Here is a 16,493-nt window from a genome sequence, read left to right as displayed (position 1 = left end):
TATTACATAGTGTCCTAAGATTATTTCATTCTTTCATATCTTTTCTCATCTGCAATATACATACTTATCTCCTTACTACTTTTACATAAATTTAGTTTGGTATCAAAATACCACAATCTCAAATTAACCCGATTTTATTTGTTAAGGAAATTGTATCATTTGACTTTTATTTTGTTAATTTAATATCTTAAGGTGAATTTGGATTATTTTAACTTTTATATAAAAACTTTTTGCCAAACTTTTTTTGCCCAAGTTGACCATTTCTATAAAAAAACAGCTACGGCGTGATATACATAAGAAATTTTATAATTTCTGCATACCATGTGCCGTAGCTGTCTTTTTACAATTTATGGTTAATTGTTTGAAGCTACTATCTAACCATGTTCTAAAATGATATTACTTCTTCATTTTAACTTTTTTAACACTACTCCACTTTCCTTTAACTTTCTTATTTGCTTTCCCAATCTTGTAAGCTCTTACCTGAATGAAGTATTTTTTGCCTTTTAATTTTTTTAGTGTAAATGAAGTTTTGTTTTTGGCAATTGTTTTAATTTTTGCTTTCTTCATTTTTTTGTTTGTAGCATATCTAACCTGATAGCCTTTAACACCTTTTATTTTCTTCCACTTAACGCTAATCTTTTTACGGCTAAGTTTCTTTACAGATACTTTTTTAACCTTGCCCGGTTTTTTAACTTTTGTTGTCGGTTTGTTGCCGGTTGTAGTTACTTTGTCACCTGTAGTTGTCTTTGGTGTTGTTGTTTCAACATCTCCTGCTGTTGTTTCGCTTGTTGATGTTTCCTGGTCACCTGTTGTTGAGTCAGGTGTTGATACTTCCTGGTCACCTGTTGTTAAGTCAGGTGTTGATACTTCCTGGTCACCTGTTGTCACATCTGAAGTTGCAGGTTCAGTTGTCTTTTCAACTACTGTAAATTCTTTTGTCATTTCACCTTCATATAAATCGCTGAAAGTAATTACAACTTCGTATGTACCAACCGCTTTTACTTCATCCACTGTTTTACCTGTGGCTTTGTCGCGATATGTTACTGTGTAGTATTTCTGGTCAATAGGATTATTTTCAACATCAACTACTGTAACTGTAGGTGCAATCTTTTCGCCTGTTGCTTCAAATTTGTCATTTGAAATAATAAGTTCATTTGGATGGCTAATTGTTCTCTTGTTAATATAACCACAAGAACATTTCTCTTTGATTACACCGTTTTCTGTTAATGTTGCAGGTGTCATTTCTACTACTTCTGAATATTTGTGTTCATGATTTTCTTCTGAATCCTTAATAACTTCATTACCTGTTCCATTTGTTATTCCTTTTGACTTAAAAGCTTCTTCAGTAACTTTTCCTGAATTGTATACTTTTTCAAATGTTACATCATCGTCACTGGAACCACAAATTCCACCCACATATTCATATCCATCAACACTTCCATTGTTAATACAATTACTTATTGATGAGTTGGCTGTAACTGCTAGAATTCCTCCCCCAAGACTTCCAGCTTGTACATCTCCGCTATTAGTGCAATTATCAATATTACAATTATATATAATACTTACAATTCCAGCTGCTAAATCTGTAGAAGTAATTTCGCCATTGTTAGTACATCCTTGAATGATTTCTTTCTGATCATAATATCCCTCGTCATCTCTGCTATTACTATAACAAATTCCAACTGCACAGTTATTTGCTTTTATTTTTCCATAGTTTGTGCAATTTATAATCTGTGCCTGAAGAATAATACCTACTATTCCTGATGCTACATACTCATTATCAATAATATTACCATAGTTACTACACTTTTCTACTTTAGTGTTATTTGCAGATACACAAATACCTACTGCCCCCTCTGCATTAGTAATATCCCCCTTATTTGTGCAGTTTTTAATTTCACTATTATTTATTGATGCTACAATTCCTGCAGCCTCATATGCATCTGTTATATTACCTGTATTAATACAATTCTCTATATGGCAATTTGACGCTGTGTGTACTAAACCTGCAATATAAGAATCATTCACTGAAAAATCACCATTATTTTCACAGTCTGTAATATTACTATTGTTTGCCTTAATAGCTAAACCTGCCACATATGCATCACCGAAATTTACACAATCAACATTATTAATACATTTTGAAATGGTACATGTATCGATTGTTTGTATCGCTGCCACATCACTTCTGGAAGCTTTCACATTTCCCTCAAATGTACAATTCTCTATTGTAGAATAATACGCATATTCTGTAAGGTAATAAATACTCTGTTCACATTCACCCTGAACTTCAATTTTTAAATTTTTTAATGTACTATTACCAATACTACCATATAAACGGCATGGTATTCCTTTTATGTTTACGTTTGATATTGTGTGGTTATTTCCATCTAGCTTTGAATTTAATAAAGATGCACCCTGTAAAATATTATCATCATCTTTGTAATTATCCGGGAACTTAATATCAGCATTTAATTTTCCATTTATTCCTAAACTTCCCATCTGTAAATACATTAATAAATCTTCAAAAGAATTAATCTCAAAGCAATTATCCTTAAGCTCCTGAATTTGATTCTTTGTTAAACCACAGTTTGTACATTTATCATCCACATAATTGTGTTCTAGCTGTGGTGATTCACTACCTTTCTCAAGAACCTCATTACATATCAGGCATATTGTATCGCCTGTGTAACCTGCTTTAAAACATGTTGCGTTTGATTCGTTATAATACTTTATAATATTGCTTCCTGACAGATTACTATGAATGCTGGGAATTGTTTGTCCGGCTTCCTGATTCCCATCATTATTAATTTCGCCACATTCACTACACTTCAAGTCATAAGAATAACCTTCTTCAGTACATGTTGGCTCCTTATGATTTACCTTCACAAATACATGTTCGCCTAAACCTTTTTTTTCATTAATTTCCTTATGTACATAACCACAATATTCACATTCAGACACTATTTTTTCATAATTTGTACAAGTTTTACCAATTGTATAACGCTCTGAATAACTATGGTCTGATTGGGGTTCAATCTGTTGTCCTTCACTAATAGTTTTTCCACAATCTTTACACTGTAAATCTCCTGTATATCCACCTTCTTCACATGATTTAATAGTTCTGTTCACAAATTTCTTTCTTGAATGTGCACATTCCCAAGATATTGTATATTCTCCATATTCATCACTAAACGGTCCTACCACAAAATAATATGTATGATTTTTTTTAAGATTTCCTATAATCTTAGGTGCACTTTCCTGACCACCATCATCATTTTTCTTTTTGCACCCCTCCAATCTTACACGATTGTTATTTTCAAGTTTTTTTATTCCATTACGAATAATTTCATCATTAAAACTTTCTTCTTCAAAAAGATATCCATAGCTGTCCCAATCTGTTTTATTACTACAGGTTATTGCATAGTATCCATCTTCATCAACTTTAAATTGAAATACCTGGAACGGATTTTGTGCTGTTGTTTTCATGCTATATTCTTTTCCATAAACTGCATTATTAACACGTCCACAATTTACACATACATCATCCTTATATTCATGAGATTTTTTTGCTATAATACTGCCTTCCTGTACCTTTTCACCACACCATTTGCAGTTGTAGTCTCCTGTATATCCATCTACATAACATGTATTTTCAGTATAATTTTCAGGTTCGTCCTCTTTTTTGTGATCTACTATATCTGTTTCTTTTCCTTCTTCTAAAACTTTTTTACATAAAGGACAGATTTTATTACCACTAAAGCCTTTGCTCTTGCAGGTTGCCTCAATAAATGTTTTCTTATCTATAACAGCCTCTGCGTGATTTCCCGGTTCTACCATGATTCCTTCATCTAAAATTTCACCACAAACACCACATGTAACTTTTCCTGTAAAACCACCTATTGAACAATCTGTTATTGTTCTATTTTCCACAATTTCTTTTTCTTCCGGATGAGAACACTTATCATATTCAATTATATATGGACGATCTAAACTCCCATAGCAGTCATTCCATGTTCCTTCAAAATATACTTCTACCCTTGTTTCGCTTAATGTGCTTGGTTCGCCTTTTTCCCAATTAGTATAAGTAAGTTCACTACCATCAATCCATTTAAATTTTGATATATCGTTTTGATTTCTCTCTAAACCAATCCACATTCTGGTATCCCCTTGATTTAATTTTTCCAGATAGTGTACAACGATATTATTTTCCTCTTTGGATGATATACAAATTAAATAACCACCCTTATTTTTTGCCTCTTTCTTTGCAGTGCTATAATTCACACTACTATTAACAAATTCATAACTATGACCTGTGTTTGGATCATACGCCACATCATCCCCATAAACAATTTCCTGTTTTGTTTCAGTTCCTGTTTCCTCATCAGCATAAGCCGTCTGAGTCATTACCACATTGCTTCCTAATGCCATTATTAAAGACATTGAAATACTTATTAGCTGTTTCCATATTTTTCTCATATTGTCCTCCTTTTTGATAATTCTCCCATTCTTGTGTAAGCACAAATGGGGCATTCCTAAAGTCTACACTTCTTGTAACACGGATTGCTTCGTGCTTTGCACTCCCACAATCCGCCCAAAGGTCTATCACCCACCCTTGTGCAAGCACAGGTGGGTGAAGACCTTTGGACACTGTGTTACAAAAAGAAATGATTACATAAGTTGCATTACAACATTTATGTAATCATTATCATATAAATATTCTTTTCGTTCTATATTTTGGCTTCAAACGGTCTGCTCCTGGCATCAAGTGGTTATAATATTTTAAATAAACAGTACTCCTGATACGCTAAAGGTCTCTTCATCTGACTTAAATTCTATAGCTCCCTTGTATTTGTTTACAACGTACTTAACAGACTCTATTCCTATACCACTACCCTGTTCTTTTGTGCTAAGGAATTTGCCGTTTTCTAATTTTACATTGCCGTTAAAAGTATTTTTTATTGAGAAAACCAACGCTCCTTCATTTGGTTTTTTGATTTTCAAATTAATGAACTTGTTCTCTATTGTTATGGTTTTGCAACCGTCAATTGCATTTTCCAACAGATTGCCAAATAACACTGTAAGATCTGTGTCACTTATACTCAATTCATTTGGAATTATCACATCTATATTAACATCAATTCCATAATTCTTCGCTTTTTGCACATAATATACTAACAGTGCATTTAAAGAAAAATGGCCACAATATACAAATTTTTCGTTCCAGGATGTTGCTTCCAAATATTTTTCAAGATATTGCGTTATCTCCTGACACTGATTATTTTCAGCCATGGTGCGAATCACATTCATGTGATGACGCATATCGTGCCTTGCCCGTCTGGTAGACTCCATTTGTGTTTTAAGATTTTCATAACACAAATTTTGAACTTCCAACTGTCTGTTTTCATCACGCAATTCCAGATTGTTACGAAACTCTATTATGGCATTTACAATTACACTGTATACAAGCAGTGCCCCTATATTTACAAACAATGTAAAAACCACATTGACGGGATTCATTGCCAATGCAATTGTTGACTGAGAATTAAAATAAAGTCCATGATACCAAAACAAATAAAAAGTAGCCGGGATTAACCACAAAATTCTCCAAACTTTTCTTCCTGTTTCTATGGTTGCAATTTCTTTTATGTACTTCCTAAAATATATAAATAGCATTGGAATAAATATAATCTGCGCCACAAAAGTACACAAAGAAAAAGACCAGCTATTGTTGTCAAATACCATTTTAGGAAAAATCTGTGCTTCCATCCACTTTGCACAAATCACAATAAAATTAGCAAAATTAGAAACTATTAGTAATACAAAAATTAACTTTCCCGGGGTCTCTTTTACAACGAAAAAATAAAATATGCCATAACAAAGGGTACTAATAAGGGACAACATTCCCTTTTGTCCCTGTGAACAGGTTGTTGCATATATTCCAAGTGATGTTTGGAAAAATAATAAAAGAAAAATAAATAAACCGACTTTTACTTTTGAAAATCTTAATTTGTCTGCAAAAGGATATAAGGCAAGCCCCAAATAAGGTAGCAAATTAAGACATGAATATAATATAATTTCAAAAATTCTAAATGATGTCATACGCCCTACTCCTTTAAAGTTTCAATTAAAAATCTTGTGTATGCTTTCTTGATTTCAGCATACTTCCTACGACTAATTGGGACAAATGAGCCATTCTTCATTTTAAATCTGTCACTTTCAATATTATCCACCTGTGCCAAATTAACGGTGATTCCCTTAAATGAAGATATGAGCTGCGGAAAATGTTCTATTTGCTTTTCGAAATTTTTCTGAGTACAACGAACTTGAATTGATGTTTCGTCTTTTAAATATATGGTAACATAATGCCCTGAAAATGTTGTATAGACAATAGAATCTACATGAACCACTTTGTTTTCTGAAAACTTTAATATCTTGTCTTCCTTTTTCTTCTTTATCACAAGTCTCTCTAAAGTTTTTTCCAAACGTTCCTTATTAAAAGGCTTTATTAAATAATCTTCTGCCTTTACCTCATAACTTTCACTGGCAAACTCATTACTTGTGGTTATGAATATAAGCTTAACATCTTCATCTATTTTTCTAATTGCTCTTGCTGTATCAACACCAGTTATATCCTCCATGTATATATCAAGAAAAACAATATCAAATAATGAAGCATTACCTTCCTTATTATCATAAAAATATTCAAGAAGTTCTTCACCACTTTTAAAAGTAGTAATTTCTATATGATTTTTCGTTCTTCTAAAAAAAATTTCCTGTATTTCTTTTTGCAGATATTCTCTATCCTTTATACTATCATCCACTATTGCTATTTTCATAATCCTCTCCCTTATCTCAGTTTTTTTACCACTACTTTCAAATCATAATTAATTCTCTATTTTAAAATAAATTCCATCTGTGTTTCTTTTGGAACCATACCCATTTTTTCATAAAATCTGCGGGCTGTGTCGTTACCTTCCCAAACATTAAGCGTTACTTCATAACAGCCCATTTTCTTTGCTTCTTCCTTAACATGTTCAAAAAGTTTCTGCCCTACATGCTTCCCTCTAATATTTTGGTCCACACACAAATCATCAATAAACAAAGAATCAAATGGCACCATATTAGTTGAAAATGGCTGTTTCTTCTTTATGCAAAAAGCATAGCCCATAACGCTGTCATTCTCATCCACTGCCACATACACAGGTCTGTTAGCATCATTAAAAATTTCCATTAATTCCTCTTTTGTATATTTTGTTGTTCCACCAATAAAAATGTCCGGTCTGATTTTTGCATGTATATTTAAAACCTGTGTTAGTAATTTAATTACTGAATCTATATCTTTTTCTTCTGCTAATCTAATGTTCATTTATATTCTCCTTTGCTGTCATATAACATTTCTTCTTATATTTTTTATTAAAGATATCCATAATTATTATAGCAAATGAAATAAAAAAAGCACAGAAAAACATGATGACCACCATGGTTTCTCTGCGCTTTTAATTATATTTTTATTAACCGATTCCACCTAAAATTGCACCTGCAACTAATGCTATAAAAGCTAATGGAACTAAAACATATTTTCCAAGTGGCATAAAGCATTTGCCAATTGGCTTTTCTTTTCCTGTATTTACAGCTGTTGTAGCAAAATCTTTTCCTGCAACCCAGAAAAACATTATTGCTGCAAGCATGGCTCCCAATGGACAGATGTAAATTGACACTGCATCCATCCAACCTGAAACAATTCCCTGAATAACAAGTGCCACTGCACAACCGATAACAGCAATTATTCCAACTGAAGTTACTCTTTTAAGTCCGAATCTTTCTTCTAATGTTGCAACAGGTGCTTCATATAAGTTGATTAATGAACTCATACCTGCAAACAACACACATATGTAGAAAATAATGCCAACGATTTTTCCCCCTGGCATTCCGTTAAATACATTTACCAGATAAATAAACATAAGTCCCGGTCCACCTGATGACAACTCTGCTCCGTCAACTGCCATACCTGGAATAATAACAAATGCTGCTAACAATGCTGCTATTGTATCAAAGATTGCTACATTTCTTGCTGAGCTTACTACATTTTCTGAATTATCCAGATAAGAACCATATATTACTGTTCCATTACCTGCAATTGAAAGCGAGAAAAATGCCTGACCAAATGCATAAATCCACAATCTTGGATCTAAAAGTCCTTTAGGATTAATTGTGAAAATATATTTGTACCCTTCCGTTGCTCCCGGTAATGTGAAAATATAAATTCCCAAACCTAAAAATAATACAAATAAAAGTGGCATCATTATTTTGTTGGCTCGCTCAATTCCTGCTGCAATACCAAATGCCATAATTACTGCTGTTACTATCATGGCAACTACAAGCCAACTATTATTACCAAACTTTGTTGCTGTACTTCCAAATGTTGCCCCTATCTTATCCATATCACCACCCATAGCTGACAACTGACCTGAAAGTGCTAAAAAGGCGTATTTAAAAATCCACCCAACAACAACTGTGTACCCAATGGCTAAAGCCAGTGAACCAAGTACAGGAAGCACACCAATGGCCTCACCTGTTTTCTTATTACCGGTTCTAATTTCCGTACATTTTCCAAATGCTTTAATCGGACCACCCTTTGCGGCTCTACCTAACGCCATTTCTTCAATAAGTCCTGTTGAAGCAATTAGAATAACAAACAAAACATAAGGTAGCAAAAATGTCATGCCTCCCCAGTCTGATACCATGTATGGGAATCTCCAAATATTTCCCATACCTACGGCTGAGCCTATGCAAGCAATGACAAAGCCGGTTCCGCTTTTAAAAGCATCCCTCTTTTTTTCCATAATTAATATATCCTTCCTTTTTGTGCTTTTCGCACTATAAGGTCTATCATACCATATTATAGAATATATATCTATTTAATCAGCAATAATAAAATGTGAATATATCTATTTAATAATAGGCATATCTTCTTAATTAAATGCAACTATTAGAGTATATCTTTTCAATAGAAGAGAAACTCTAACAGGAACATATTTCATTTTTTAATTTTCGTGCTGCAGAATTAAGTGGATGCTGGCAATCATGCACAATACATATTTCTCTATTAGGAATTTTTTCTTTTAAAGAAATCTCAACAATTTCGTTTTTCTCAATACTTTCTCTTGCCATAGGTTCAGGAACAAATGCCATTCCTAAATCTGACTTTACCAAAGGAATAATCTGGTCTGTAGTTGCCACCTCCGTGTCAGGATTAAGTTCAATACCATGTTTTAAAAATATCTTATTATAAAAATCGTATGTAGTAGTTTCCTGCCCCAAACTAATTAATGGATAGTCTTTAAGATTTTTTAAAGAAATACTGTCATCTTTTATATGCTCAAAATCAGTTCCACCTATTAATATTTCCTTAAATGAACATAAGATTGTTTTTTCTAAAGGTGACTTAACCTTTACAGGTGTTGATACAACTGCAAAATCTATCTTGCCACTTTTCACAGCCTCAATTGCCTGTGGCGTTGAATGGTTATATATTTTTAGTCTTACTTTTGGATACATTTTGTGAAAGGATTTTAGAATATCTAATAAAAATATATTTAAGGCAGTTTCGCTTGCTCCAATAGAAATACTTCCCTGAAAAATTCCTTCATTGTCAGCCAGTTCTTCCTCTGCCTCTAAAAGTTGTGCCATAGCAATTGACACATGTTCATATAAACGCTTTCCTTCCTGTGTAAGCTGCACACCTCTGTTCGTTCTAACAAATAAAGTGCTGTTAATCTGTTGTTCCAAACAATTCATTGCTCTTGTAACATTAGGCTGACTGTTACCTAATGCCTGAGCTGCTCTTGTAAAATTCTCATATTTAGCAACATAATAAAAAATTTTATAATAATCTAAATTTACATTCATGGCATTCTCCTTGGTATATCAATTACTTATCGTTATCATATCAATTATGATTTTTACTTATTTCTATAATCATAGTATAATCTAGCCGAATGAAATTTTCAAGAAAGGGTGTGAGTTGTATGAGAGAAGGAACAATTTTTCCAAGGGAAGAAAAAACAGAAGTGTTATTTCAGAAAATTCTTGATGATCCCTGGGCATGCGAAAAACTTCAGGAAACATTTTGCAATTATCTTTTTTGCGATGATGAAATCAATAGCTATTTATCTCCATTAGAATTCTCACAGGCATTATTCAATGCATATCACAATAGAGATTTATCAGCCTTTTTGATGGCTATTTGTGAAAATACTATATTTGATTTACTTAGAAATTCATATCTGATTCCATATAGATTTAATGCTGACGGAATAGAAAATCCTGTAATTATGACCGACGATAATGGATTATTACTTCCAAAGTATAAATCAAAAATTCACGAAAAAGACTACAATCATTTTCATGAGATATATAAAAAATTAAATAACAATAAAAAAATATATCTTGCAAAAGCATATAGATATAATCATAAATACACTTCAGACAATATGGAAATGAAGCAGCAGATTCTTGAAAAAAATACAGGTATATTAGTTATTAGAGAATTGCCTGACACTGTAACGGCTAACAAAACTGAAGCCGAAGCCTATTCAGCAGTTTGGGACTTAATGATTGAACTTGAAAAGAATCTCCCTATGGCATTTGTTTTTTATGGTCAGGACTCACTTGTAGAAAATAATAAAAGATATGATGAAATTGGAATATTTCTTCCAAATTCCATCTTTTTAAAACATTTAGAAAAACATGTAGCGAAAGCAGAGGCGATTATATATGCCAACAAATAATTACATTGATATTATGGAAAAAAACCATATGGAAATTCCATGGCATGATTATACCAGTGATGACAGCAATACATTAATTAAAGAGTCAGGTTTGATTGAAAAAGCATCTGTTATTGGCAGAGTTGGTTTAATTATGCTTTCCTGTGGCACAGGTGCATGGCGTGTAAGAACTTCAATGAACAGACTTTCAAAGGAACTTCATGTTACATGTACAGTTGATGTTGGACTTATGTCCATTGAATTTAACTGTTTTGACGGAAAAGACTGTGTTTCACAGTCTCTTAGTATATCTAACACAGGGGTTAATACTTCAAAGCTTTACAGAATGGAACAATTTGTTGACAACTTTCCAAAGGAAGACGCCCATTTAACCGGTGAAGAAATTCACAAACGACTTGATGAAATAGAGAAAATTCATACATTGTATTCTCCTGTTAAATTAGGTCTTGCTGCAGCTCTTGCCTGTTGTGGTTTTACATTTCTTCTTGGAGGCGGGCCAATTGAAATGCTTTTTGCGTTTATTGCAGCCGGTGTTGGAAATATTGTCCGTACAAAGCTTATAAAACATCATTTTACATTATTTTTAAATATAGCAGCATCGATTTCAATCGCATGTTTGGTTTATGCCATTTGTTTTAATGTTGCTGAGTCTGTGTTTGGTATTGCCCATGTACATGAAGCCGGATATATATGCTCCATGTTATTTATAATTCCCGGCTTTCCATTTATAACAAGCGGTATTGACCTTGCTAAGCTAGATTTACGTTCAGGTCTTGAACGATTAACATATTCAATAATAATTATATTAGTAGCAACAATGTTTGCCTGGATTATGGCACTTCTGTTAAAGCTACAGCCACAGGATTTCACAACAATACACATGAGTATAATTTTACTATTAATATTAAGAATAATAACAAGTTTTTGTGGTGTATTTGGTTTCTCAATTATGTTTAACAGTTCTATACCAATGGCTACAACAGCCGCCTGTATTGGTGCAGTTGCAAACACACTCCGTTTAGAACTTATAGATTTTACACACATGCCTTACTCTGTGGCAGCTTTTATTGGTGCCCTAACAGCCGGGCTTCTTGCTTCTTTCATAAAAAGCAATAATGGATATCCACGAATATCCCTTACCGTTCCTTCCATTGTAATTATGGTTCCGGGACTTTATTTATACAGAGCAATTTACAATTTTGGCATTATGTCACTTACGGAAGCTGTCTCATGGTTCTCATTAGCTATTATGATTATTATGGCTCTTCCATTAGGATTAATTTTTGCCAGAATATTAACTGATAAAACTTTCCGTTACTGCACGTAACGGTGTGTTTAAAACATAGATTGGCTTTTCCCTTTTTCAGTCAATGTTTTATTCACAAAGCTATGTGCTTTACTATATTCTATGAAACTTGTGGAGGAAATATAAATGAATTACAAAACACATGGGCAAATGTCTGAATCTATCCTAACTGCCGCGTTCCTTTCAATATCAGGCGGTTTACAGGATGCCTACACATATTTATTTAGAGGCAAAGTTTTTGCAAATGCCCAAACAGGTAACATTGTTCTTTTAAGTCAAAATATTATGGAAAGGAATTGGCACCTGGTAATTCATTATATGATTCCACTTGTTTCTTTTGCAATTGGGATTGTTGCAGCAGAAATTATTAGAACCAAGTTCCAACGAGTTCAGCAAATACATTGGCGCCAATTAGTTCTTATAATAGAAATTTTTCTACTGCTATTTGTTGGGTTCATACCTGAAAATCTCAATATGCTTGCTAACGCTGTAGTATCTTTTTCCTGTGCAATGCAGGTTCAAACATTCAGAAAAGTAAATGGCTATGCCTTCGCAAGTACAATGTGCATTGGCAATATCAGAAGCGGTATGGAATCTCTTTGCGTCTTTGGCAGAACCCGTGACAAACATATTCTATTTAAGTCACTTTGCTACTTTGCAATAATTGTTATGTTTGCATTTGGTGCAGGACTTGGTAGTGGATTAATTTCTACATTTAAATTTTACACAATCTGGTTTTCTTCCATCTTACTTTTTGTAAGTTTTCTGTTTATGTTTATTAAAGAAGAAACTTCCCCTAGAATGTAAATATATACTTAATTCCATAAGAAAATCCAACACTTTTAATTAATCAGTGTTGGATTTTTTATTTATCTTTTTTCACTTTGCTTATTTATATCACTGTGGTCTACGAGTTTTTAAATACGGAACTTTCTCCTGCCACTTTTTCGGGGGTATACAAGGCAGTTTCTTACATTTTTTCGGGGCACTTTCAACCAAAGCTCTACACTTTTTCGGGGCACTTTTGGGTAAGATTCTACACTTTTTCTGGGCATCTTAAAGCAAATCTCTACACTTTTTCCGACCAAATCTATTTATTCCAATGTAAACACTCCGTCTCTTCCTGCTATAATAGGTGTTTCGTAAAACTCTTTTACAGCCTTTAACATATACCATGTATCCTTTATTCCTGCTGTTTCATATGGTGAGTGCATTGCCAACTGAGCAAGCCCAATATCAACAGTGTTAATTGAAACGTGGCTGTTTGAAATATTTCCAAGAGTTGAACCGCCTGCTATGTCTGAACGATTTACATAAGTTTGAATTGGCACGTCAGCCTTTTCACATATTTCCTTAAACACCGCTGCCGAAATTCCATCAGTTGTATATTTCTGATTAGCATTGTATTTTATAACAATTCCCTGATTCATATAAGGTCTGTTTGTTGGATCTGCTTTTTCCATATAGTTAGGATGAATTCCATGGGCATTGTCTGCTGACAACATAAATGACTGGGCATAGGCTCTCATTAAATCTTCCTCATCCTTTCCAACGCACAAAGCAATTCTTGTAAGAACATCAGATAAAAATGTTGAATCGGCACCCTGTTTAGTAGTGCTACCTACTTCCTCATTATCAAAAATCGCACACACTGCCACGCTTTCTTCATTTACATCACTTCTGTTTATTAACGCACCCATACAGCTATAAGCACACATAACATCGTCAAGTCTTGGTGCAGAAATAAATTCATTATTTGCTCCCCAAACTGTTCCTTTTTCTCTGTTATACAAAAACAAATCACTGCTTATAATTGCCTGTTCATCTGTATTTATTGTCTCGGCAATAATACTGTTAAATACATCTTTGTTTTCGCCTTCACCTATAAGCGGTAGCATGTCCTTTTGTGGATTATATTTTACTCCGGTGTTTGCCTCCCTGTTCATGTGAATTGCAAGGTTCGGTATGGTACACAAATCTCTGTCCACATTAACAAGAATTGGTTTTAATGCTGCCCCCTCTTTTACAATCACACGACCAGCTACAGAAAGTGGTCTGTCAAACCATGGTGCCATAAGCATACCACCGTATTTTTCAACATTAAGGGACACATAATTATTGTCCTTTATTATTTCAGGATTTTCTTTTATTTTAAAAGCCGGTGCGTCGCTGTGAGCTGCAGCGATTTGGAAATTAGTAAAATCCAATTCTTCCGGCATACAAAAAGCTATAATTGATGAGCCATTTCTTGTAACGTAGTATTTATTTCCTGAAAAAAGTTTCCACTTGTCTTTCTCATTCAGCTTAATAAAGCCTGCATCATCCAGAATTTTTGAAAAATTATCTACCACGTGAAAAGCACTTGGGCTTTTTTCTATAAACTTCATAAGGTTATTTGCTATATCAAAATATTCGTTATCCATTTTTGTTTCCTCCGTAAATTTTTGCATTATATATTTTCCTGCCCACATTTTTTAACTATTATTTTTATAATATTATATATTATATTGAAAGTTTTATAAACGATTGTATAATATTCTCATATTAACATTATAGTATTTATTTAAGCATATCAAAATGATTAATGCTTTAATATTTTTTTAAACAAGCAAAAAACATACGAGAGGAGGACGATGTAGAAAATACATCAGTAAATTTTATGTTTGCAGATTATCATGTACATTGTGAATACAGTGACGATTCAGTTTACCCTATGGAAACGGTTGTAAAAGATGCTATCCAAAAAGGCATAAATGAAATTTGCTTTACGGACCATGTAGATTATGGTGTTAGAGATGATTGGGATAGCGGAAAACCTATTATTTATAGAGACGGTAGTGCTATTGTCAACGTAAATTATCCATTATATGTAAAGCAAATTAGTGAATTGCAGAAAAAATATTCAAAAGATATTTCCATTAAGCTCGGCTTGGAATTCGGAATTCAAACTCACACTATTCCACAATATGAAGCTTTGTTTAAAAAATATCCTTTTGATTTTATTATTCTTTCCATTCATCAGGTTGAGGATAAAGAATTTTGGACGGGAGAATTTCAGGAAGGAAGAACTCAGCAGGAATATAATGAACGTTATTATGAGGAACTTCTTAACGTTGTAAAATCCTACAAAAACTATAGTGTCTTAGGGCATCCTGACCTTATTGTACGATATGATGAGCAGGGTGTTTATCCTTTCGAAAAAGTTAAACCTATTATTACGGAGATTATTAAAACCGTTATAGCAGACGGCAAAGGAATAGAATTCAACACTTCATATCATAGATACGGTTTAAAAAACACAACCCCTTCTATTGATATTTTGAAATTGTACAAAGAATTAGGGGGCGAAATTATTACTATTGGCAGTGACAGCCATAAACCTGAACATTTAGGTGCTTACATTGATGAAGCGAAAGGAATTCTAAAAGAGATTGGCTTCACAAGATTTTGTACTTTTGAAAAAATGAAGCCAATTTTCCATGAGTTATAATCATTTGTTATAATTTTATTAACAATACCCTCTTTACAGTTCGCTCATCGTACGATAAAGAGGGTATATTTATATGCCGAACATTTCCCTGCAAATTTTCTTCCCTGCTTCTGTTTTAAATATTTTATTATATGCTGTTTCCACCGCTTCCTTAGATGCTCCATCTTCATACAAATTAACTAAGAAATCAGACTCGACTAATATCTGGTAATCTAAACCGTCAATGTTATTGTATGTATGATGATGACCTATTAAATACTGCACTCTTTTAGAAATTTCTTCATTAACTCCTATTTTACCAAGCAGTTCTTTTGCCAATTCCGGACCTTCCTGCTCCTGAAGTTTTCCATTGCAGTTTCCATATTTTTCTTCACATGTATGTATACCTATGTCATGAGTCAAAGTTGCTGCATCAATTATGAAATAAGTTTCAGGGCTAACTTGTTCTAATTCTGCAATTAGCTTTCCATAGGCATTTACCTTAGTAAAATGATGTATACGTTTAGCATCTCCTTGATATAATTTAATCATTTCAATGTATAGTTTTCTAATTATTTCTTTTCTATTATTTTCATTATTTATGTTTTCGTTATTTATGTTCTCAGTTTCTATAATTTTGTTCATATACATATTATATCATTTTGTAAATTAGTCTTATTTCACTTACAAAACAAAGTCTCCTTTCATAAATTATCCTTATTTTAATCTTTTAATGTTATGTTGCATAATAAGATTTGAAACAATTCCATTGCACAGAAATATTTTAAATTTTAACTACCATATATTATAAATTAAATCTTCCATATATAAATATAAATGTTAAAATAGAGAAGATATTAAACTTTAATTTTGCAAATGAAATAAATTTGTGAGATAATTTGATAAATAAAATACAATAACATTA

At 32.8% G+C, this 16,493-nt stretch carries 12 protein-coding genes; 4 read left to right on the top strand and 8 right to left on the bottom strand.

The features are described 5' to 3' along the window. Nucleotides 1–396: 396 nt before the first annotated feature. From DW006_RS10580 to DW006_RS10555, 6 genes are all read right to left on the bottom strand, one after another. Entirely contained in the window at nucleotides 397–4,479 is a 4,083-nt protein-coding gene (locus DW006_RS10580) for a lectin-like protein (protein WP_158561120.1), read from the bottom strand. Nucleotides 4,480–4,782: 303 nt separating this feature from the next. After that, on the bottom strand, nucleotides 4,783–6,102 hold the full coding sequence (locus DW006_RS10575) for a sensor histidine kinase (protein ID WP_118000446.1): 1,320 nt from the start codon (nucleotides 6,100–6,102) through the stop codon (nucleotides 4,783–4,785). Between the two features lie 5 nt (nucleotides 6,103–6,107). Continuing rightward, nucleotides 6,108–6,839, bottom strand: a complete 732-nt coding sequence (locus tag DW006_RS10570) for a LytTR family DNA-binding domain-containing protein (RefSeq protein ID WP_118000444.1) — start codon at nucleotides 6,837–6,839, stop codon at nucleotides 6,108–6,110. Nucleotides 6,840–6,895: 56 nt separating this feature from the next. Next, on the bottom strand, nucleotides 6,896–7,369 hold the full coding sequence (locus tag DW006_RS10565; RefSeq protein ID WP_022165315.1) for a GNAT family N-acetyltransferase: 474 nt from the start codon (nucleotides 7,367–7,369) through the stop codon (nucleotides 6,896–6,898). A gap of 145 nt (nucleotides 7,370–7,514) precedes the next feature. Continuing rightward, nucleotides 7,515–8,846, bottom strand: coding sequence for a sodium-dependent transporter (locus DW006_RS10560; protein ID WP_118000442.1), 1,332 nt, complete (start codon nucleotides 8,844–8,846; stop codon nucleotides 7,515–7,517). Between the two features lie 178 nt (nucleotides 8,847–9,024). After that, nucleotides 9,025–9,912, bottom strand: a complete 888-nt coding sequence (locus DW006_RS10555; RefSeq protein ID WP_118000440.1) for a LysR family transcriptional regulator — start codon at nucleotides 9,910–9,912, stop codon at nucleotides 9,025–9,027. 119 nt (nucleotides 9,913–10,031) lie between these two features. On the opposite strand from DW006_RS10555, the gene DW006_RS10550 reads away from it, so the two are divergent. The 3 genes from DW006_RS10550 to DW006_RS10540 all read left to right on the top strand — a co-directional run bounded on the left by DW006_RS10550 (nucleotide 10,032) and on the right by DW006_RS10540 (nucleotide 12,906). Continuing rightward, a complete protein-coding gene (locus tag DW006_RS10550) occupies nucleotides 10,032–10,793 on the top strand; it encodes a DUF4866 domain-containing protein (protein ID WP_118000438.1) in 762 nt (253 codons plus the stop codon). Next, nucleotides 10,780–12,120, top strand: a complete 1,341-nt coding sequence (locus DW006_RS10545) for a threonine/serine exporter family protein (RefSeq protein ID WP_118000436.1) — start codon at nucleotides 10,780–10,782, stop codon at nucleotides 12,118–12,120. Before DW006_RS10550 ends, DW006_RS10545 begins: the two co-directional genes overlap by 14 nt. Nucleotides 12,121–12,225: 105 nt before the next feature. Then, nucleotides 12,226–12,906 carry a YoaK family protein gene (locus tag DW006_RS10540; protein WP_118000434.1) on the top strand — a complete coding sequence of 227 codons (681 nt, stop codon included), beginning with the start codon at nucleotides 12,226–12,228 and terminating at the stop codon, nucleotides 12,904–12,906. A 287-nt stretch (nucleotides 12,907–13,193) separates the two neighbouring features. On the opposite strand, the gene DW006_RS10535 is transcribed toward DW006_RS10540, so the two are convergent. Then, entirely contained in the window at nucleotides 13,194–14,522 is a 1,329-nt protein-coding gene (locus tag DW006_RS10535; RefSeq protein WP_118000486.1) for a M18 family aminopeptidase, read from the bottom strand. A gap of 236 nt (nucleotides 14,523–14,758) precedes the next feature. On the opposite strand from DW006_RS10535, the gene DW006_RS10530 reads away from it, so the two are divergent. Further along, nucleotides 14,759–15,589, top strand: coding sequence for a histidinol-phosphatase HisJ family protein (locus DW006_RS10530; protein WP_118000432.1), 831 nt, complete (start codon nucleotides 14,759–14,761; stop codon nucleotides 15,587–15,589). 69 nt (nucleotides 15,590–15,658) lie between these two features. On the opposite strand, the gene DW006_RS10525 is transcribed toward DW006_RS10530, so the two are convergent. Continuing rightward, on the bottom strand, nucleotides 15,659–16,213 hold the full coding sequence (locus DW006_RS10525; RefSeq protein ID WP_347475136.1) for a phosphohydrolase: 555 nt from the start codon (nucleotides 16,211–16,213) through the stop codon (nucleotides 15,659–15,661). Between the last annotated feature and the right edge of the window lie 280 nt (nucleotides 16,214–16,493).

The sequence above is a fragment of the Eubacterium sp. AF36-5BH genome (genome assembly GCF_003460505.1).
GTDB lineage: Bacteria > Bacillota > Clostridia > Lachnospirales > Lachnospiraceae > Eubacterium_G.
Note: the sequence above shows the minus strand (reverse complement) of the source record. Positions and strands in the feature narration are given on the sequence as shown.

Excerpts from the sequence above, each read along its gene's own strand:
- DW006_RS10550 (WP_118000438.1), top strand. The coding sequence starts at position 10,032 with ATGAGAGAAGGAACAATTTTTCCAAGGGAAGAAAAAACAGAAGTGTTA.
- DW006_RS10530 (WP_118000432.1), top strand. The coding sequence starts at position 14,759 with ATGTTTGCAGATTATCATGTACATTGTGAATACAGTGACGATTCAGTT.
- DW006_RS10570 (WP_118000444.1), bottom strand. The coding sequence starts at position 6,839 with ATGAAAATAGCAATAGTGGATGATAGTATAAAGGATAGAGAATATCTG.
- DW006_RS10565 (WP_022165315.1), bottom strand. The coding sequence starts at position 7,369 with ATGAACATTAGATTAGCAGAAGAAAAAGATATAGATTCAGTAATTAAA.
- DW006_RS10545 (WP_118000436.1), top strand. The coding sequence starts at position 10,780 with ATGCCAACAAATAATTACATTGATATTATGGAAAAAAACCATATGGAA.
- DW006_RS10575 (WP_118000446.1), bottom strand. The coding sequence starts at position 6,102 with ATGACATCATTTAGAATTTTTGAAATTATATTATATTCATGTCTTAAT.
- DW006_RS10535 (WP_118000486.1), bottom strand. The coding sequence starts at position 14,522 with ATGGATAACGAATATTTTGATATAGCAAATAACCTTATGAAGTTTATA.
- DW006_RS10555 (WP_118000440.1), bottom strand. The coding sequence starts at position 9,912 with ATGAATGTAAATTTAGATTATTATAAAATTTTTTATTATGTTGCTAAA.
- DW006_RS10525 (WP_347475136.1), bottom strand. The coding sequence starts at position 16,213 with ATGAACAAAATTATAGAAACTGAGAACATAAATAACGAAAACATAAAT.
- DW006_RS10540 (WP_118000434.1), top strand. The coding sequence starts at position 12,226 with ATGAATTACAAAACACATGGGCAAATGTCTGAATCTATCCTAACTGCC.
- DW006_RS10560 (WP_118000442.1), bottom strand. The coding sequence starts at position 8,846 with ATGGAAAAAAAGAGGGATGCTTTTAAAAGCGGAACCGGCTTTGTCATT.
- DW006_RS10580 (WP_158561120.1), bottom strand. The coding sequence starts at position 4,479 with ATGAGAAAAATATGGAAACAGCTAATAAGTATTTCAATGTCTTTAATA.